This window comes from Candidatus Zixiibacteriota bacterium (assembly GCA_040752815.1).
Classification (GTDB): domain Bacteria; phylum Zixibacteria; class MSB-5A5; order GN15; family FEB-12; genus JAGGTI01.
This window is the reverse complement of sequence record JBFMGC010000032.1, coordinates 1-19,617: the sequence shown is the minus strand read 5'-3', so window position 1 is coordinate 19,617 and position 19,617 is coordinate 1. Positions and strand designations below refer to the sequence as shown.

At 57.8% G+C, this 19,617-nt stretch carries 15 protein-coding genes; 6 read left to right on the top strand and 9 right to left on the bottom strand.

Features of this window, described 5'->3' with window-relative positions:
- The first annotated feature begins 76 nt into the window (after positions 1–76).
- The 3 genes from AB1772_08875 (at position 77) to AB1772_08865 (ending at position 4,503) form a co-directional block, all read left to right on the top strand.
- Complete coding sequence (locus AB1772_08875) at positions 77–1,567, top strand: C1 family peptidase (protein ID MEW5796462.1); 1,491 nt, start codon at positions 77–79, stop codon at positions 1,565–1,567.
- 403 nt (positions 1,568–1,970) lie between these two features.
- Complete coding sequence (locus AB1772_08870) at positions 1,971–2,897, top strand: respiratory nitrate reductase subunit gamma (protein ID MEW5796461.1); 927 nt, start codon at positions 1,971–1,973, stop codon at positions 2,895–2,897.
- The gene (locus tag AB1772_08865; GenBank protein ID MEW5796460.1) at positions 2,890–4,503 is read left to right on the top strand and encodes a (Fe-S)-binding protein; all 1,614 of its coding nucleotides are present in this window, start codon (positions 2,890–2,892) and stop codon (positions 4,501–4,503) included. Before AB1772_08870 ends, AB1772_08865 begins: the two co-directional genes overlap by 8 nt.
- A 182-nt stretch (positions 4,504–4,685) precedes the next feature.
- Here AB1772_08865 and AB1772_08860 read toward each other — a convergent pair whose 3' ends face one another.
- Positions 4,686–5,540, bottom strand: a complete 855-nt coding sequence (locus AB1772_08860) for an EamA family transporter (protein ID MEW5796459.1) — start codon at positions 5,538–5,540, stop codon at positions 4,686–4,688.
- Between the two features lie 198 nt (positions 5,541–5,738).
- On the opposite strand from AB1772_08860, the gene AB1772_08855 reads away from it, so the two are divergent.
- Positions 5,739–6,215: a DUF2087 domain-containing protein gene (locus AB1772_08855; GenBank protein ID MEW5796458.1), complete on the top strand. Its 477-nt coding sequence runs from the start codon at positions 5,739–5,741 to the stop codon at positions 6,213–6,215.
- 27 nt (positions 6,216–6,242) lie between these two features.
- Here AB1772_08855 and AB1772_08850 read toward each other — a convergent pair whose 3' ends face one another.
- Positions 6,243–8,969, bottom strand: a complete 2,727-nt coding sequence (locus AB1772_08850; GenBank protein ID MEW5796457.1) for a DUF2723 domain-containing protein — start codon at positions 8,967–8,969, stop codon at positions 6,243–6,245.
- 158 nt (positions 8,970–9,127) lie between these two features.
- Here AB1772_08850 and AB1772_08845 point away from each other — a divergent pair, with 158 nt between their 5' ends.
- Positions 9,128–9,376, top strand: coding sequence for a hypothetical protein (locus AB1772_08845; protein ID MEW5796456.1), 249 nt, complete (start codon positions 9,128–9,130; stop codon positions 9,374–9,376).
- Here AB1772_08845 and AB1772_08840 read toward each other — a convergent pair.
- The 6 genes from AB1772_08840 to AB1772_08815 all read right to left on the bottom strand — a co-directional run bounded on the left by AB1772_08840 (position 9,373) and on the right by AB1772_08815 (position 17,812).
- Complete coding sequence (locus AB1772_08840) at positions 9,373–11,217, bottom strand: tetratricopeptide repeat protein (GenBank protein MEW5796455.1); 1,845 nt, start codon at positions 11,215–11,217, stop codon at positions 9,373–9,375. The genes AB1772_08845 and AB1772_08840 overlap by 4 nt on opposite strands.
- A complete protein-coding gene (locus AB1772_08835) occupies positions 11,214–14,642 on the bottom strand; it encodes a DUF4175 family protein (protein ID MEW5796454.1) in 3,429 nt (1,142 codons plus the stop codon). Before AB1772_08835 ends, AB1772_08840 begins: the two co-directional genes overlap by 4 nt.
- A gap of 70 nt (positions 14,643–14,712) precedes the next feature.
- A complete protein-coding gene (locus tag AB1772_08830) occupies positions 14,713–15,465 on the bottom strand; it encodes a DUF4159 domain-containing protein (protein MEW5796453.1) in 753 nt (250 codons plus the stop codon).
- Positions 15,466–15,601: 136 nt separating this feature from the next.
- Complete coding sequence (locus AB1772_08825) at positions 15,602–16,384, bottom strand: enoyl-CoA hydratase-related protein (GenBank protein MEW5796452.1); 783 nt, start codon at positions 16,382–16,384, stop codon at positions 15,602–15,604.
- A 60-nt stretch (positions 16,385–16,444) separates the two neighbouring features.
- The gene (locus tag AB1772_08820; GenBank protein MEW5796451.1) at positions 16,445–17,299 is read right to left on the bottom strand and encodes a 3-hydroxybutyryl-CoA dehydrogenase; all 855 of its coding nucleotides are present in this window, start codon (positions 17,297–17,299) and stop codon (positions 16,445–16,447) included.
- A 33-nt stretch (positions 17,300–17,332) separates the two neighbouring features.
- Positions 17,333–17,812, bottom strand: coding sequence for a GNAT family N-acetyltransferase (locus AB1772_08815; GenBank protein ID MEW5796450.1), 480 nt, complete (start codon positions 17,810–17,812; stop codon positions 17,333–17,335).
- 352 nt (positions 17,813–18,164) lie between these two features.
- Here AB1772_08815 and AB1772_08810 point away from each other — a divergent pair, with 352 nt between their 5' ends.
- The gene (locus tag AB1772_08810; protein ID MEW5796449.1) at positions 18,165–19,367 is read left to right on the top strand and encodes an acyl-CoA dehydrogenase family protein; all 1,203 of its coding nucleotides are present in this window, start codon (positions 18,165–18,167) and stop codon (positions 19,365–19,367) included.
- A 124-nt stretch (positions 19,368–19,491) separates the two neighbouring features.
- Here the strand turns inward: AB1772_08810 and AB1772_08805 are convergent.
- Positions 19,492–19,617, bottom strand: a 126-nt coding sequence (locus AB1772_08805) for an IS630 family transposase (GenBank protein ID MEW5796448.1), incomplete at its 5' end; no start/stop codon positions are given.

The following is a 19,617-nucleotide window of genomic DNA, read 5'->3' as shown; positions in this document are numbered from 1 at the left end:
GACAAGATCGGTTGTGGGAGGCCGATCCGTATCGTATTATCCAGGTAGTTTGAACTATCACCACAGGAGACACCCGATGTCCAAGCTGAATCTGTCGATATTGATTATCGCGCTCGCGATAACCATACCTGCGTACGCATTCGCCGAGCCATACGGCTCGATCAGCGAGGATCTTATTGCACGGTTTGAAAAGGATATCGGCGACGATCCCTCGCTCACCCCCATTGTCAACGCCGCCACCAACAACGACCTGCGCGACATCTCTCTGAATCGTGAACTGATCCGCTCACACAACAGCCAGTTCAATTTTGAGCTCAAGGGAACCAAGATAATTGATCAGAAAAGCAGCGGCCGATGCTGGATGTTCGCCGGCGCCAACGTGGTTACGCCGCGGGTGATGACCAAACTGAAGTTGTCTGATTTCGGTCTGTCTCAGGCGTATCTCGCCTTCTGGGATAAGCTGGAGAAAAGTAATCTACTCCTTGAGAAGATGATCGAGCTGCGCGCACGCGATATCAACGATCGCTCGCTCCAGATGTGGCTGGAAGATCCGGTGGGCGACGGCGGCTGGTGGCAGTATTTCGAGGCGCTCATACAGAAGTACGGCGTGGTGCCGGCGTCGGCGATGCCCGAAACCAAACAGTCCTCATCGACCGCTCGCACTACCGAACTGCTCAGCACGCTTCTGCGTAAGGCAACCGCCGAAATCAGGCGCATGCACCAATCCGGCAAGAAAGAGTCGGACCTAAGGCGATACAAAGAGCAGGCGCTCGCCGACGTGTACCGTTTGCTCGTTTGCGCCTACGGCCGCCCGCCAAAAGAGTTCGTATTTCGTTACGAGGAATCGAAGAAGGACAGCTCCGTACTCGGGCTATCAGTCGATTCCGCAGCGCAAGCGGATACAACCAAAGGCAAAGATACCAGCGAGACCAAAGTACTGGTCGACCACACCTATACACCGCATACGTTCTATCAGGAGTTCTACGGCGATATGTCCGGAGAGTACGTCGCACTGTCTCATAATCCGGCCATGAAAGATCGCACACTGTACCAGTTGTCCGGCGGGCGCAACGTTTTCGAGCGGACCGATCTCCAGGTTTTGAACATGCCGATCGAGGTGCTGAAGGACTACGCTTTCAAGATGATTCGCGACAGCCAGATCGTCTGGTTCGCTTGCGATGTCGGCCGTGACAACTACCGCGACAGCGGCATGTTTGCCGCCGGCATCTGGGACTACGGCATCTCGCTCGGAATCGATTTTGCCACGACCAAGGCGGACCGGATCAGCTATCATGATACGTCGCCCAATCACGCTATGGTGCTCCTGGCGGTGGATACTACTGAATCGGGCCGTCCCCGAAAATGGAAAGTGGAAAACTCGTGGGGATCCGGCCAGGGCAGCGGCGGCTATTGGACCATGTACGATTCCTGGTTTGATGAGAACGTGCTGCTTGTAATTGTGGACCGCGAATTGCTGAGTACCGAAGATGCCGCTCTGTTCGCCCAGAAACCGGTGATGGTCGAGGACTGGCAACCGTTTTTCCGGGCCCTGACGCGGTTGCGGTAACATCGAGAAGCACGCGTGGCGGGCGTCCCTGTCGGCATGGAGACTGTTAAAGAAGTCCTTGGCACAATCTGCTGTCGGGCGACCCCTGCCTGACAACTCAAACCCTGCTTGGGAGGGGAGGTCTGGTTTCGATCTACCGCAACATGGCCCGGCCTGGCGGACTTGAAGCAAGTCCGCCTTACAATTTGCGTTAGAATTTGGCGCTATAACTGGCGTGGTGGCACCTTCCTAAATAGCTTGACACCTCCCCTCAAGTTTGTTAGTATTCGCTTACTTTGTGATATTTTTCTCAAGCTCCGCCGCTCCGGTAGGCCGGTTACGGTCCCGTGGACCGCGGTTTTCGGTGGGAGCTGAGTCGAGGTTGCTTGGAGATTGTCGAAATAGAAGAACACGGAAAGCCAAAATGAACGCTTTGCAACTGGCAGGCTATGTCGCGGTCGTATTTTTTGCCGTCTCGTTGGCGGCCAAAATGATCAAGATCGCGCGGATGCCTATTCACATCCGCTGGGATCTTTATCCCATTCCCCATGAAAAGCGAAAAGGGGCGTACGGCGGCTCCTACTTCGAGGAAGTTGACTGGTGGACCAAACCCAGCAATTTTTCGCGGCTCGCCGAGATTAAGGCGATGGCCGCTGAGATCTTGTTCGTGCAGTCGCTTTTCCACCACAACCGGAGCCTCTGGTACGCGTCGTTTCCGTTTCATTTCGGCCTCTACTGCCTGGTAGTATTCATGGCGCTCCTGTTGATGGGGGCGATACTGGGCGCAGTCGGAATTGACATTGCATCGGGTTCAGCTGGTTTGGTGGGCCCGGGCGTACACTATCTCACGTTGGTTACCGGCTCGGCCGGCTGGATACTGGGAGCGATCGGCGCGGTGGGACTGCTGGCAGCGAGAACTTTTGGGAACGAACTAAGGAAAGCGTCGGTTCGCAGCGATTATTTCAACCTGATCTTCCTGCTGGCGATCTTTGTCGCCGGCCTGGTGGCCTGGCTGACAGTCGATCCCGGCTATACGCACATGCGCGGCTTTGTCCAATACATGATTACTTTTCAGCCGGCGCCGGCGTTGCCGGGATCGGTAACGGCGTTGGGATGGATTGTAATCGCTCTGCTGTTCTATTCCCCGTTTACACACATGACTCACATGTTTGGCAAGTACTTTACGTATCACACGGTCCGCTGGGAAGATCATCCGAACATCCGGGGCAGCAAGATAGAAAAGGCGGTCACCGAGGCACTCGGCTACAAGCTCTCGTGGGCGGCACCTCACATCAAGAAAGGCACCTGGGCCGAGGCGGCAACCGACTGGGAGAAACAAGGCAATGAGTAAAGACGAGATCACCATCAGGGACTTCTGCCGCCGGACCGGGCAACTAGTCGAACTTGACCCCGGACACTTTCTGCTGCTCCCTCCGCCCTATGATAAGCTCGATATTCAGCCGAAGTTTACTCGGTTGTCCGAGGAAAACCGGAAAAAGCTCGAGAGCGATCTGGATGGCGTCAGTGCTCTCAAGTTTCCACGCCCGCAAAATGAGGACGAGAAGCGGGTGCTGGTGGAGAAGTTTCTCTCCGGCCTCAAGAAGCTCTTTGATCGCCAGGAAAACTGGACCTTTATGCAGCCGCTGTTTCTGACCATGGAGTTCTGCGCCAAGTGTCAGACCTGTGCCGCGGCCTGCCCGATATACAACGAATCCGGCCGACTGGACATCTATCGCCCCACCTTCCGCTCCGATATCCTCAGGCGACTCTACAAGAAATATGTCAAGACCGGGGGGCAGTTTTTCGCGAAGCTCTCCGGCAACGATATCGATGCGTCGTGGACCATGATCGCCCGCCTGATGGAACTGAGCTATCGCTGCACGGTCTGCCGACGGTGCGCCCAGTCGTGTCCGATCGGTGTCGACAACGGCCTGGTGACTCGCGAGCTGCGCAAGATTTTCAGCCAGGAGATGGGTATCACGGTCGAACCGCTGCACGCCAAGGGATCGGTGAACCAACTCCGGACCGGCTCCAGCACCGGTATGTCGCGGACGCCGTTTCTCGACAATGTCGAGTTTCTCGAGGAGGAGGTCGAGGAACGCACCGGCATGAAGTTCAAATGGCCGATGGACAAAGCCGGCGCCGACATTCTGCTCATCCACAATGCGGGTGAATTTCTCGCCTGGCCGGAGAATCCCGAAGCTTTTGCGATTATTCTCGAGGCGGCCGGTATCAGCTACACACTGTCGAGTGATTTGTGCGCCTACGACGGGGTCAATTACGGCGTCTGGTACGACGATGTGCAGTTCGCCAAGGTCGCGCTTCAGCATGCCGAGGTTGCGCGACGGCTGGGAGTAAAGAAGATCGTTATCGGCGAATGCGGCCACGCCCACAAGGCGCTGACCGTTATCGCCGACCGGGTGTTCACCGGCGAGCATAACATCCCGCGTGAGAGCTCGATGACACTGCTGCATGAGATCATCAAGAGCGGGCGCCTAAAACTGGATGCATCGCGGAATGATGATATGACCACAACGCTGCACGACCCGTGCAATTTGGTCCGACTGATGGGCGTCGTCGAGCCGCAGCGAGAGGTGCTTCGCGCGGTCAGTAACCGTTTTCGCGAGATGGAACCGCACGGCGTGAACAACTACTGCTGCGGCGGCGGGAGCGGTTTTGCCATAACCAAGGACCTGAACTTTCCGGATTTCCGTAACCAGATATCGAGCCGCACCAAACTTCGGCAGATACTCGACGTGTTTCAGGACATCATCGAACCGGAGCACAAAAAATATGTCTGCGCGCCCTGCTCGAATTGCAAGGGGGCGATGCGCGACATGTTTGCCGCGTACGGTCTGTTCGAGCGCTGCAATATCCTGTACGGCGGGCTGGTGGAACTGGTGGTCAACGCCATGGTCGATATTGACAAGCCGTTCATCGAGTGGGAATGGCATTAGCCTGATTGGGTCCTGCCCCCTTGCGTAGCGGGAGTGGCCGCGCAAGTCAAAGCCCCGGGTCGAGCGCGAGCACGGCAATCGATTTCTCGCGGCAGCTTGCTGTCGAATTCATGGGGGTTTCGCCCTACGAGACTCCACGTCTATCGCCGCGCGGCCTACGTTGGGAGAGACCCTGTCTTATCCTACGCTCGAATCACCAACAAAACGCCACAAAGGATCAATCCCGCTCCGGCGGATTCCATCGCGGTTATGGACTCCTCGGCGACCAGCACTCCGATCAGGATCGCCACCAACGGCGTGATAAACGCTATCAGCGAGACGACAGTAAGGCGCATTCTCTTAACCAGCCAGAAGTATCCAAGAAACGCGACAACCGAACCTCCCAGTGCGAGGTAGATTATCGAGCCGACCGCCTTGGCGGTAACATGAAAATCAGCCCAACTTTCCGCGAGGCAGGCGGCGATCAGCAGCAGAATGCCGCCGGATATCATCTGCACGTTGGCCGCCACCACGATGTTGACATCGCCAAACCTCTTCTTGTGCAGCACGACACCGTAAGCCGACACCAGTGCCGCCGCTAGTACTGCCAGCGAACCGAGAAAAATGTCGCCCGAAGTTTGCAGCGAATCATAGGAAATCGCTACTACGCCGCCAAACCCAAGCACCATCCCTAGCCAGCCTCGCGGGCTCAGTCTCTCCGAGCGGTTCAGCCACCAGTTCAGAGCCGCAATGAAGAAAGGGAACGATGCAAACAACACGGCCGCCGTGGCGGAATTGACATACAGTTGCCCGAGATAGACCAGGGCGTAGCTCAGTCCGAACATGTAGATGCCGGGGTAGCCGAGACGGAGTAGTTCACGTAGGCTTCCGGGGTAAGTATGCCGTCGGACCAGACTGATACATGACAGGGTCAGCGAGGCGAGCAGGAACCGTAGCGACGCGGTCGTAAGAGGCGGAGCCTGGGAAAGTCCGATTTTTATGGCCAGCCACGTGGACCCCCAGATCAGGCAGAGCACAGAGTAGACCAGGGTGTTCACTTAGGCGGAATAAGTCACGCGCGAGAGATGGTGTCAATCACATATCTCGACAGCGGGGAAGCTAGCACACTCACCTCTGCGGTTCACCGGCCTGTTGGGCGGACAAACAAATTGCGTTTCCTCAACATAAAATTGTTGATCGCCGTTTGACCGATAGTAGATTCGGCTCCAATTAGAAACCGCCATGGAGTGCAAGGCTTGAACTACAGCGAAGGTATCATCAAGAACACGGAGTTCTTTACCACATCGGAGCTGGCCGACAAACTCAAGATGAACGTGCAGGTCATCACCCGCAAAGTGCAGGCAGGCGAGATAAGAGCGTATAAAATCGGCAAAGAGTGGCGTATACCGGAACCCTCCGTCTATGAGTGGCTGGAATCGAACGCCAATACCGGCGCCGGCCCGTCCTCACCACGCATCACCGGCAACGGCCGTGTCCGGCCTGGGCAGCCTGCACGCCGCGCGACACCCACGGAAAAGCGTCGCCACCTGCTCGAGTATATATTGGCGCAGGTAGAGCCTAACCGGCTTTACAGCGAAAAGGAACTGGACCGGCTGATCAGCCGGCATGTCGATGACTGCGCCTCGGTGCGGCGCGAGCTGCTCGAGCGGCGAATGATCGAGATGGACAACGGGCAGTACCGTCGCCGCAATGGCTACCGCCTGGCCGAGTGATCCGCCCGTCCCACAACATTCCGAGCCCTACGGCCCGGTGATTCCAAGCAGGCTCTGAACCAACGGATCGGTGCGATTCCGTTTGTAATTGGCGTACTGCCTCGCCACTTCGATTACCTCCCCGCGCAGGTCGGACTGACCCAGTACCGTAATCAGCTTCCTAAATGCCAACCCGCTGTTCATGTCTATCGCCCACCCCTCGCGAAGCAGCCGCACGCCGTCCTCTTGCAGCGCAGTGTCTTTCCTGATCCGGCCCAGCTCATACTTGGCGGTTCCCAGGTCCTGCAGGTAGTACTGATTGCGCGGGTTGGTCGCCAGAAAAGCCACGAGCGTGTCGTGAAGCTGCCGATAGAGCGCAAGCGCCCGGGCGGTGTCGCGCATCTGCAGGGCCACTTCGGCCAGCGTGGTATACGGCTGCCAGAATTCAGGGAAATCCCTGATGAAGCGATTAAGAATCTCTTCGGCGCGCGCGGTGTCCCCCTGGCGGTAGAGCTCGTCAACGATTCGAAGCGAGGCCATACCCAGCCCCCCGAATACACCAGTAGCGTTGTCATCGCGGAACACAACCGAATTCTCGAGACCCTCGAAACTGTATACTTTCGTGTACAGCTCGTAGCCATGATCCAGGTCGACCATCAGCGGATCCGGGTCACGCTCGAGCCGGAAAAGCTGGCCGTCGTGGACCGCGTGTTCACGCAGTTTCAAGGGGGAATCGGCGTATGGGGGCGCCGAGAAATAGATCGGGTACTGCCACTTGTTTTCGATTACGATCTCGTCCACCATCATATCCTGCACCGGTATGCCGGAGAACTGCTGATGCAGGTAGCTCATGCGTCGGCGCGGGCGATCGGCAAACGATTTTAGCGGCCGGGAAGTCTGGATGCCGCCCGGCAGCTCGTACGGATGCCAGAGGATTTGTTCATCGGTCAGGGAGATCGGTACCCCGTACTGGTTCTTCATCTGCGCCGCGTACCAATCGGTGTTGAGCAGCGACAGATTGACGACACGAATATCCTTGCGGTAGTTGTATGCCTCTTGAAGGCACCAGATCGGAAACGTGTCGTTATCGCCTACCGTGAAGAGAATGGCGTTCTCGCGACATCCGTCGAGAAGGCCCTTGGCATAGTTCATCGCCAGGAAATTCCGGGAACGATCATTGGGATGATAATTGTCGGAGAGCGGTATCAGCGGCAACAACGCCAGGAGTGAACCCGCGTAGGCGATCGGACGCTCGTACGCGGAATTTGCCAGGAACCGCCTAAGAATGCTCACTACCGCCGCTATACCTGCGCCCATCGCAATCCCGAAAAAGACAAACGCCGGGGTGAAGAAGTAGTCGCGGTTGCGCACCTCGAGATAGGCGTCTTCGGTGGCAGGATTATAGCGGGTGCCGTCGGCGAAATTCATGTACAGAATCAAACCCACCGAGGCGAGAATCAGCAAGGTGAAGAAGGGCATACCGACTTCGAGACGCTTGCGGATGGCGACAATCGCTCCGAGCAGTCCCAGTATGAAAAGAGGCGCAAACCCCCATCGGCCCGGTCCGCCATACTGCGTTTCAAAGTACGACCAAAAGCCCATGTTAGGGTGCCGGCCGAACTGGTTGGTCCAGTCACCTCGGCGCGTAAACATACGGTCGACCATCGAAACCTGCCCGTACTGTTTGCGGTCGAGAAAATTGACAAATGTGTGCCAGTCGCGCGACGCGTTGTTCTCATCGATACGGGGATTAAGACCGGAGCGGATGGGTACCCAGAAATGCACCGAAAACCCGATAAATCCAATTACCAGCACCGCCAGCGCCGAGCGCCACTGAAAATTCCAGCCCTGAGTTTGTGACAACACCCCCAGCCCCACCAGCAGCAGCACCCCGATCGGCAAGGCCCAGAAGTAAAGGCTGAAGCTGATCATTAGGCTTGACGTAATGCCGATAGCGATCAACACACCCCAACGAATACGCCTATACAACATGACCAGCAGAATGATGCCAAGGATCACTGACATGAACTTGAAAACTGTCGGGCCGCCCCGTCCGCCGGAGAAAACAATGACCAGGAGCAGTTCGATCAGAGCGAACAGGCATATCATGAGGAATTCTCTCGGACCGGCGTCTCGGTTGAGGATGAAGAAAATGGCGCAGACCGGAACCACGAGAAAAACGGTCATGTGCACGCCGATTCCGAGCACCGCCAGGTACATGGCCAGGATCATGATCTTGCTCGCGCCGGGCTGATCGCGCCGCTCATGGTAGCGCAGGGCGAGCCAGAAGATCGCAGTCGAGAGTGCCAGCGACAGCGCATAGGTCTCCGCCTCGACCGAGTTCCCCCAGTTGGTCGACGAGAACGCGACAAAGAATCCGCCCGCGGCCCCGCTGGCGTACGCCACAAAACGGTTGAGGGTCTCGGCCGCTTGTTCACCCTGGATATACCTAACGAGACGGACAGTTATTAGATAACTGAAAAGCGCCGTAAACGCCGATGAAATGACCGAAACGTAGTTGACCCGGTAGGAAACATCTTCCACAAACGGGATTTTCGAGAAAATGTGGCTGATCAGTACCAGAAGCGGAAAGCCGGGCGGGTGCGGTATTCCGCCGATTACCGCGCAGGCGATCAATTCTCCGCAGTCCCAGAACGGCAGCGACCGCTGCACTGTCATGGCATAGACAATGAAAGAGACGAGAAAGACAAACGCGGCGACATATGCATTGGTTCGGTCAAATGAATTGGACTTCTCAGAATCGGTAGCGGTCAAAACGTCCTCCTAAATCCTGGCGACTCAACAGCCGATAATGGCATAGGATAACAGCTTGGTCAGGCAGAGTTCAAGCCCAAAGCTCGTATCCCGAGACGGTTGCATTGGTTTTAAAGCAGTCTCAACAGACAGGTTCAATCCAGACGCGGAGGTAGTATATGCTTATCTGGGCGGCACTCTTGTTCTTCCTGGGCGTGATGGCTTTTCTCGACTCGGTGTTCAACATGGGCGAAATCTTCCGGCAGATCAACTCGGTGGTGTTCCTGCTGGTTTCGCTCGCCTTGTTGATCCGGACCACGACCAAAGCCCGCGAGAAACGGACCGAGAAGCTCCAGAACCGGGTGTTTAACCTGGAGCGCGAGGTCTCCCAGCTCAAGTCCGAGCAGAAGAAAATGGTCGAGTTTTAACCGACCGGCAGGCGCGAGTCGAGTTCTCTCAGCTTTTCCCTGACTTCCCGGACAAACGGGTACTCGGAGCAGTTTTCCAGCAGGTACCGGTACAGCTCCATACCCTGTTTCAGATCGCGGCCGGACGCCACCAGAATATCGGCCTTGAGCTTCAGCCCGAGCGGCCGATAGTACGAGTCCGGGTGTTCCTTATCGAGGCGATCTATAGCCCCGAGGGCGGCCGTCGAATCGGCGGTTTGCAATTCCAATTCAACTAACTGATACAGAGCAAGATCTCCCAGCAGAGGCGGCTGGTAGTCGGCGATTGCCTGGAACCGCTGCCGGGCCGAGTCCGGGTCACGGCGAAACAGGGCGAACATCGCTCCGGAGAGATCATCCAGAGCGGTCCCGGCTCCGCCCGCCTCACCGAGCGCCAGCACCAGACCAAGCGCGTCATTGACGTAAAACCCCCCAGGGAAATCGACCATCAGTTTGCGAAATATCGTTTCGGCGGTGTCGTACTTCTTGTCAAAATACTCGACCAGGCCGGTCAGATAGGTGACCTCTTCGCGGATTTGGTCAGGCAGGCGCTGCTGCATTAGGTTCGCAAGCAGGTTGCGGGCCTCCGACAGACGCCCCATGCGCAGATGGCACAGCGGCGCCGCCTTGCTCGCCATCAAGAGACCTCTGCCGCGCGGATAGAAGTTGACCACAGAATCGTAGTAGATGAGCGCCTGGTCGTAGTTGTGCAGAAACTCCGACGAAAGCACGCCGAGGCCGTAAACCGCATCGCCCCTGGTCTGCGAATCGGGCGCCTGGGTGGCCAGTTGGGTGTAGACCTGCGCGGCTTCGTCGATACGTCCCAGCTCCGCCAGAGCGCGGGCACACGTGAACGACGCCTCAGCGGTAAACCGCTCTTCGGGATGCCGCTGCAGGATAATCTCGGTCATGCGCACCGCCTGGGGCCAGATACGCCGCTCCTGGCATTGGCGGGCGAAAGTCATCAGGGTGATACCGGAGCCGCCCTCGAGCGAATCCTGCCGCAGCGAATACGAAAAGGCTTCGTCATACCTGCCGGCTTTGAGATAGTGATCGGCCAGCAGCCTCATGATTCGCACGCCGGCGGCGCTGTCGGCGACCGATCTCAGGATGTTCTCGACCGGTCTCGACGAAGTTTCAAAATCTAGGAGCGCTAGCAGACGCCGCTCGGCCTGGTCAGAGTCCGGGCTGTCCTCCCGCACCAGGACCGGCAGGTATTCCTGCACCGCCTCGCGGTACCGCTGGCGGCGCTCGAAGAGGCTGCCCCGTTCCAGGGCAAACAGCGACGGATCCCCCGATTCGGCCCGCGCCCGTTCGAGACGGACAAAGGCGGCGCTGTCGAGCCCGCCGTTGATCAGGCTGCGGATCAGGACAATCGTACCGGCGGGGCCGGCCTTCTCCAGCAGTTGGTCGACCCGCTCGTACTCCACCAGCGCGTCCTGGTACCGATTCATCCGCACGAGTAGTTCAGCCAGGTACAGCCGATGGCTGTAATTATCCGGCTGACTTTCGGCGAGCCTGCGAACGAGTAGTTCGACTTTTTCGTACTGCTTGAGTTGTTCGAAGCAGGTCCGAAGTAAGTTTAGTAGAAGCTCATTATCCGGCTGAGATTGATATTGCCCTTCGAGCAGATCGGCGGCCTCCTGGAAACGCTGGGCACCGATCAGCTTCCGGGCGAGGGTGACTTTGTCTTCGCTGGTCGGCTGAAACCCAATAATCTGCTTGCCCTCGAACGGAGATTTTACCTCCTGGGCAGAACCGGGCGTCGCCCCGATTAGCACGACCCCCAGCGCTGCAATCGCTATGGCGGCGACTTGCCTCAACGGGAGCCTCCGCCGACCGACTGGTTCTGCTCGGACTCGGCCTTAAGCAGAGCACGGAAATACGCCTTAATCTGTTCCTCATACTGGGGCGGGTAGTTGTCGCCGAGGAATCGGCGCAGGCGGTCTTCGATGTTGATGCGCTCATCGAGTAGTCCCTGCGGAAGGTCTCGCGGGATCAGAATGGGTCGCTCAGTTGCCGAGGTAGCCTGGCGCTGCTCCGTGAAGTCCTTGCGTTGGAGTGACCGCGCCGCCTCGAGCATGCGCGAGTATACGCGCAACTGGCGCTCTGATGTTTCCGGGCCGACATCGCCGCTCTCAAGCGACTCCTCGACTTCCTTCATTTCCTCGGCGATATCGGAGAGCCGTCCGAGAATCTGGCGCGATGCACCGAATTCCTGATCGAGCTGTTCCAGCGACTTTCGGATTGACCCCTGCTCGGCTGCCAGCCGCTCGAGGCCACGGCGGAATTCCTCGCCCTGGGCGCTCTGGCTGGGCGGTCCCCCCTGGCCGGGGCTGTTGCACATGCCCTGAGTGGCCTGATTAAGCTGGTTCTGCTTGTTGCAAAGCGACTCCATCTTGGCCATCCCCTTGTCGCAGTTGGCGCCGCTCTGGCATTGGTTCAACTGGTCGAGCGACTCCATCAGCCGCGTAGTGGCCCGGTTCAGATCGGACATCGCCTCCGTCTGATAGCGGACGCCCTCCGGCCCGCGCTTCTCGGAGAACTCGGCGGTGGCCATCTCCATGTTCTGGATCGCCGAACTCACCAGGCCCCGAAGTTCCGCGGCCACAAAGGGCGAGAGCTTGCCGAGCTCGGTGATCGTCTGGTGCAGCCCGGCGCTGGCCTCGGCCAGGTCATGCTGACTCCCGGCCATATCGCGAATGACCACCGAACCGGGGACAATCTCCTGTGCGCCGCGAATCTGATCCTCCTGGTCGAGCGACAGATTATTGCTGTGGTCGATCGCCTTGCGCATCCGTTTCTTGATCTCTTCGGTATCGTCCTGATTCATGGCCATCTGCATTTGGCGCATTTGATCGAGCATCTTGAGTAGACGGGAGCTGGACTGTTTGCCGGAGTTGCTCGCTTTGGGCTTTTGTTTATTCTTCAGCGCCCCAGTCATTTCGTTCATGCTCTGATCGGCGTCGGTTTGCTCGACCGCTTCGGCGAATTTCTGGGCTTCCTGTGACTGCTCGAGCTGCGCCTCTTTCAGAAGCTCGCGGAACTCCTCCGCCTCTTGTCTCAGGGCGTCGAGCGCGTCGGCATTCTCCTGCTCGGCTTTGCTCAGCCCGGGCATGGCCTCATCAGATGCCTTCTCGGTATCATCGTTCACCTTGTCCTGTTTACGCAGCAGTTCCTCGGCCTGGCGAATCATCGCCTCCATCTTGGCCTGTACCTGCATCCGCTTGAGCAGCGTCAACGTTCGTTCCAGCCGCTGCAGCAGTTCTTCCTGGGACATCTGGAAATCCTTCATGGCCTGCTGCAACTGCTCGGGATCCATGCTGCGCATCATCTCCATCAGCTTTTGCTGGGCCTCACGCATCTCCGGCGTGGCGACTTCCTCGAACAGTTTCTGGATTTCCCGCAGCTTCTCGATAATCTCCCGCGACATCAGCGAGTTCTCTTCGATCCGGTCGAGAGCCTTTTCCATCTGTTCGGCTAGTTTCTCGACCTGCGTGGTCAAGTCCGAATTCTGCTGAGCGATCGTCTCGAGTTCCTTCTGCTGCTGCCAATCCGACGTTTGATTGGTCGCCCCCTGTGACTCCAGCTTGCGCGCCGCCTCCTGCAGACGTCGCGACAACTCCCTGCCGGAGCGAACCAAATCCTCGACATTGGCGATCCGTCGCTCGGATTCCTGCTCCGTCTCCGCAATAATCTCATCAAGCGATGGCAGCCTTGCGATATAGCGGCGCGAGCGGCCGATTTTCGGCCCGGAGATGCGGTCGTTGTCGGCCACCTCGAAATAGTAAGCAACGTAATCGCCGGGAAACATACCGAGCACATCCATGTCCCAATTGAATTCGATATCTCCCTCCGTTTTGATGCGATCGGAGAAGTTCAGCACCGCGACATGTTCCTCCGATCCGTTGCCGCCGCTGAACAACTGGTATTTCATCACCAGCGAGCTGAACCCGTAGTCGTCGAATATGCGCACTTTGAGCGGCAGCAGCATATCGTCGTTGAGGTTGACGTCGAAACCGGGACGGAGAACGTCGACTGTCGGATACTGATCCGGCACTGCGGTCACGTAGTATTCGATGGGATCGGGGTTCTTCTCGCCCAGGTGATCGGTCAACTCGATATGGTAGCCGAGTGACTTGTCAACGCGAAGCGAGGTCGTACCGGAGCGGCCTTCGACACTAAGCGGTTGACGGCTGCTGTCCTCGAACACCATCTCGGCGGTTGCCACCGGCAGGTTGGTTTCGATCTTAATGTTGACACGGCTGCCCACCACCGCGGAGAACGACCCGTTGTTCTCATCGATAGTGAGCGGAGACAGGCCGGTGTAATCGGGATAGAAAATCGAGAGGCTGATGCCGGTGAGACGGGACCGATCCACCACATCGACCCGATACACCTCGCTGCGCAGGTCACCTGCCTGCACATAGTAGTCGAACGAGCGATCCGCCTGGCGAAGAGTGAGATTGAATGCCACCGAGTCACCGACAGCGGTGGCTGTCGATGTCAGTGACTTAATGTCAAACTCAGTCTTCTGCCAGCTCCCACCGGCGAGACGGTGATGCAGCGACGCTTTCTCCGGAAACCGCTCGCCCAGCAGCACGCCGCCGACTGTGATGTCGCGGTATTTGATCCATTCAGTCGAGCCGGGGACGGCCATCAGTTGATAAGCCACCGGCGGAGCGATTCTGGTGGTGGGATTGGAGTAGACTTCGAGCGCGTATCCAAAAAAGCCCGGCGCGACCGCCAACAGTCCGAGCACCACCAAAGCGGTGACCGCGAAATTCCGTCCCGTGCGCAGAAGTGACTGGAACGTCACCACCTGATTGAAATCGACATGGGCAGATTTCTGAAGCACCTGGGATTCCACTGCCTTGATAAGTTCGCTCGAATACCCCGCCGGCAGCTTCATGCGTGCAAACTGCACCGCCGCGATGAGCCGACCCTTCAGCTCGGGGTTGGCCGACTCGAGCGCCAGCGCGACCGAGTCGACACTGCCGTCGAACATTCTCTTTATCGCGTACCCGTAGGCCAGCCACGCCACGGTGACCGCAGACAGGGTCAGCAGGGAAACCTTGAACCAGACTGGCAGCACCCAGACATAGGCTACGAGTGCCAGAAACACGAACACAACTGCTAACGCGGCGATAGTGGCCAGAAGGCCGGCTACGAATAATATCAGGCGTTGGCGCACTAGTACCGCATGCAGCCGCTTGATCAATTCCGAGGTTGACTTTATTGAGGCCATATTGCTGTCCTGACTATTATCGGGCGAGTAGTGCAGTCAGGTGACTCTGCCGGCTGCACCGGACCATCACCTAATATAACATGGCATACGTAAGTATGTTCAGCCCCATCCGGAAAGCTTCCTGCCGCTTGTCCGGAGGGTCGTTGTGTACCTGTTCGTCCTCCCAGCCGTCGCCGATATCCGACTCCACCAGGAAATAAACCACTACCCGGCCATTGACGATAACGGCGTACCCACGCGGGGCCTGCTTGTCATGGTCGTGAATCTTGGGCGGGCCGCTGGGGAAGTCGTAGAAACAGTGGTAGATCGGATGATCGAACGGCAGATCGATTACCTCGCGCTCCGGTAACAGATTCGCCATTTCCTTGCGGAAGTTCTTATCCATGCCGTACGAGTCGTTGACAAACAAGAACCCGCCTGCGGCCAGGTACTGGCGAAGCCGCTCCCGTTCTTCGGGCGAAAAACTCACTATGCCGTGGCCGGTGGCGAATAGAAACGGGTATTGGAACAGTTCCGGATCGGTGATACGCACCTGGCGCTCGACAGTATCGACCGGCATGGCGGTGTTATCGCGCACGAACTTTAGGAAATTCGGGACAGCCGAACTCCCCCAGTACCAGTCGCCGCCGCCTGAGTAGTGCAGCCTCGCGACCCTGATTGCCGACGGGTTTGGATGAGTCCGCCCCTGCAGGCGGGCCGGGGGACGGGTGAAATCAGACAGTTGCGCGGTGTCGAACTCGATCAGCGGCACCTGAGCCGGCGCCGACCCGACCACCACGAACGCTACTAACCCGATAGCCAAATATGACCACCGCTCTGCCATATAGTAATATACAGTTGAAACGAGGGGATGGTTGGGAAAAAGTCCTGGAGGGCAGGTTTGCTTCAAACATACCCTCGGTCGTAGAATTGCCGGTCGCTCGCTGTCGCGAGCAGCCCAGGGATATTGCTCTACGGTACTATTTCGCTTTGAACTCAGCCTTGCGCTTCTCGAGGAACGCCGCGCACCCTTCGGTCTTGTCGTGCGAGCCACACACCGCGCCGAAATTCACTTTCTCCAGATCCAGTCCGTTCGATAGCGGCATATCCAGACCGCGATTGACACTCTCTTTAGCCATGCGGACCGCAATTGGCCCTTTCGACGCAATCGTCGCGGCCATGGCAAGCGCCTTCGGGAGCAACTCCTCGGCCGGATAGACCTCATCGACCAGTCCGATCCGGTGCGCCTCCGCGGCCGTAATCATCTCGCCGGTTAGAATCAACTGCATCGCCTTGCCCCTACCGACTAAACGCGCAAGCCGCTGCGTGCCGCCATAGCCGGGGATAATGCCGAGGTTGACCTCCGGCTGCCCGAATTTCGCTTTTTCCGACGCCAGCCGGATATCGCAAGCCATCGCCAGCTCGCACCCGCCGCCGAGCGCGAAACCGTTGACCGCCGCAATCACCGGCTTGGGGAAGTTCTGGATACTCTTGAACAGCCAGTTGCCGCGCGCGGAGAGCTCGATCCCGCCTTGTACGTCGAGATCTTTCAGCTCGGCAATATCGGCCCCGGCGACAAACGCCTTGCCGGCGCCGGTGATAATCAGCACGCTGAACGAGTGGTCGTTCCAGTGAGAGCTGATGAAATGATGTAGTTCGCCGACCGTGTCACGGTCCAGCGCGTTGAGCGCTTTCTCGCGGTTGATCGTGAGGACGATGGCCGCGTCTTTCTTTTCGACCAGGATGTTCTTGTAGTCAGCCATTCTTAGTTCCTTTTCTTATTGTGGGCGGCAGACGTCCTCGTCTGCCCCTCACAATCTATCTCACTTCTTCCCGTAATCATAAAACCCGCGGCCGGATTTCTTGCCCATGTAACCGGCGTTGACCATCCGGCGCAGAAGCGGCGGCGCCGAATAATGCGAATCCTTAAATTCGGCGAACATGATGTCTGCGATATACAGAATCGTGTCCAGCCCGATAAAATCGGTCAGCGCGAGCGGACCCATCGGATGCCCGCACCCGTACACCATGCCGTTGTCGATATCCTCGCGCGAGGCCAGGCCGTGTTCGAGTTGCCGGATAGCGTCAAGCAAATACGGCACCAGCAGTACGTTGACAATGAACCCCGGCGAGTCTTTGGCGGTCACACACGCCTTGCCGAGCGACTCAGCAAAGGCGAAAGCAGTCTTGTAAGTGTCTTCACTGGTATCGATGGTCTTGACCACCTCGCACAGCTTCATGATTGGAACCGGATTGAAAAAGTGCAAGCCGCAAAACTTGTCACGTCGCTTGGTGACCGCCGCCATATCTGAGATCGACAACGACGACGTATTCGACGCGAATATCGTCTCTTGCTTGCAGGCCCCGTCTAATTCTCTGTAAACCTGTTTCTTGACCTCAAGATTCTCGATCACCGCCTCGCAGATGATATCGCAATCGGCCAGGTCTTTGAGATTGGTTGTACCCTTGATACGGGGAAGTACGTCTGCCTTGTGCTGAGCGTCGGTTTTCCCCTTCTCGATTGCCTTGTCGAGGTTCTTGGTGATGTAGCCTATTCCCTTCTTGAATAATTCGTCGGTGACCTCTCGGGCGATGACTTCGTACCCTTTGCCCGCCGCCACCTGGCCGATCCCGGACCCCATCTGCCCGAACCCGACTATGCCGACTTTCTTTATCATGCGTAACTCCTGTCTATGGATAACTGATTCGTTCTATCTTTCCACCAGTTTCACCAGGCGAAGCCCCTCGACATGGGTAGCCGTGCTGGAAATCTCAAACCCGGCTTTCAGGTAACAGCCGAGAACCTCGGAATTGTCATGATACAGGTTAATCAGCACTCGAAGCACCCCCGGCAGCTCTGCGGCCCGGTTGTATAGAAGCTGCAAAAGGGTGGTGCCGTAGCCGCGCGAGCGCAGGTAGGTGTCGACAATGACATGGGCAACCTCGACCGCCATCTCCGCCTTCCGCTCCCACAGTTCGCCGTAGGCGACCGGCTTGCGGTTGGCAATGAGCAGGTACGACTTCACCCCCTGGCGCTGCCAGCTGTCGACAATGTCATCGGGCGGCGGAAAGTTGATCCCGCGGCAGACCAGTTGATAGGTTTCCTCGGATTCGATCCACGACCGCACCACCGCTGCGTACTCCGAGGAATACGGAACCAAATCGGCCTTGACCTGGGTGTAATCTTCCATGACGGGAGTTGCCTTTCGCGCGGGCAGTATACGCAAATCCGTCCCGCCGGGCAATCTCAGGATCGATTGACCGGTGCGGAGGTTTTGACTATAGTCTTGTAGGTCGAAACCCCTGTGGTTTCGACGCGGGTCGTGCTCTTGTAGATCGATACCAGACCGCTTTGGTCGGTTTCGGCACGCGTTGCCCCAATCGGCAGATGAGGGCCTGCCGCGGCGCTCCGGGCAGGTTAGTGTAGGCATGTAGGTCGGGTTCCGAGCATTGACCATTCGTGCGAGAAACCCGACATCGCTCATTTCGCGAGGGCAGCCCATAGCTCTGCTGTGGGTTAATCAAATTGGAGATTCAGTTCTGATGATCGACTTCTCGTTCACCGAAAACCAACTGATGGTGCGGGATATCGCCCGCGAAATCGCCCAGAAAGTCGTCGTTCCTAACATTCGCGAATTCGACCGCGCCCAGAAACCAAACCCGGACTTGATTCCGGCCATGGCCGAGGCGAACCTGCTCGGTTTCTGTGTGCCGGAGCAGTACGGCGGTCTGGGGACGGACTATATCTCGCTCGGGCTGGCCTCGGAGGAGCTTGAGTATGGGGATACCTCGGCCCGGGTAATCCTGTCGGTACACATCGGGCTATATTCACTGCCGATACTCACTTGGGCCAACGAGGAGCAGAAGCGGAAGTATCTCGTACCCTGCGCCAAAGGCGAGAAGCTGGGCACGTTCGGTCTGACCGAGCCGGCCGCCGGGTCGGATGTGGTCGGGATTCAGTCGACTGCTGTCCGCGACGGCAACTATTTCGTCCTCAACGGCGAGAAGATGTGGATTTCGCTGGCCGACATGGCCGATTTCTTTCTCGTGTTTGCGTGGACCGATCTCGAAAAGAAAAAGAAGCGGGACCACAGCGGCCTTTCGGCGTTCATAGTCGAACGCGGCCTGGCCGGACTTACCACCGCGACTATACATGGCAAGCTGGGGGTTCGAGCGGGCAATACCGGGTCGATCTCGTTTATGGATGTCCGCGTACCCAAGGAAAACCTCGTCTACGGCGAGGGGCAGGGGTTCAAGATCGCTATGTTCTGTCTCGACCAGGGGCGATACACGGTGGCGGCCGGGTCGTGCGGGCTGATTCGGGCCTGTCGCGACGCCTGCGTGAAGTACGCGTTCGACCGGAAGACGTTTGGGCAGAATATCGCCGAGCACCAACTGGTCAAGCAGATGATCGCCAACATGGAGGCCGGCTACGAAACCTCCACCCTGCTCTGGCTGAAAGCGGGCTGGCTGAAGAATCAGGGCAAGCGAAACACGAAAGAGACGTCGCTGGCCAAGTGGATCGCCTGCCGCGAGGCGGAGGCGGCCGCCGCCAACGCCGTGCAGGTGTTTGGGGCGTACGGGTTCTCGGACGAGTACCCGGCGGAGCGGTTCTATCGCAACTCGAAGGGGGCGTCGATCTACGAGGGCACTCGCGAGATCCACACCCTGATGCAGGCCGACTATGTGCTCGGTTTCCGCGAGGACAAGGAGCTGGAGCGGGAGCTGCCGAGGGTGGAGGGGTGAGAGGGCAAGTCATGCTGAGCCTGTCGAAGCATGACGTGTCGCATGGTGTAAGTCACGTCTCGACAGGCTCAGGGTGACTTAGGGGTTTGGCTCTGAACGAGTTGATTGTGAGCAGCTATAGATTCTAGTGTCTTGTCCCGTCAATAGCTTTACATAGTCGGTTGATTTTTCCGAGGATGGAATCAGCTGTGGCGGTCCAGACAAAGGGTTTGGTCGTGGCATTGTAGTGAGCAATGAAGGTTTCGATGTG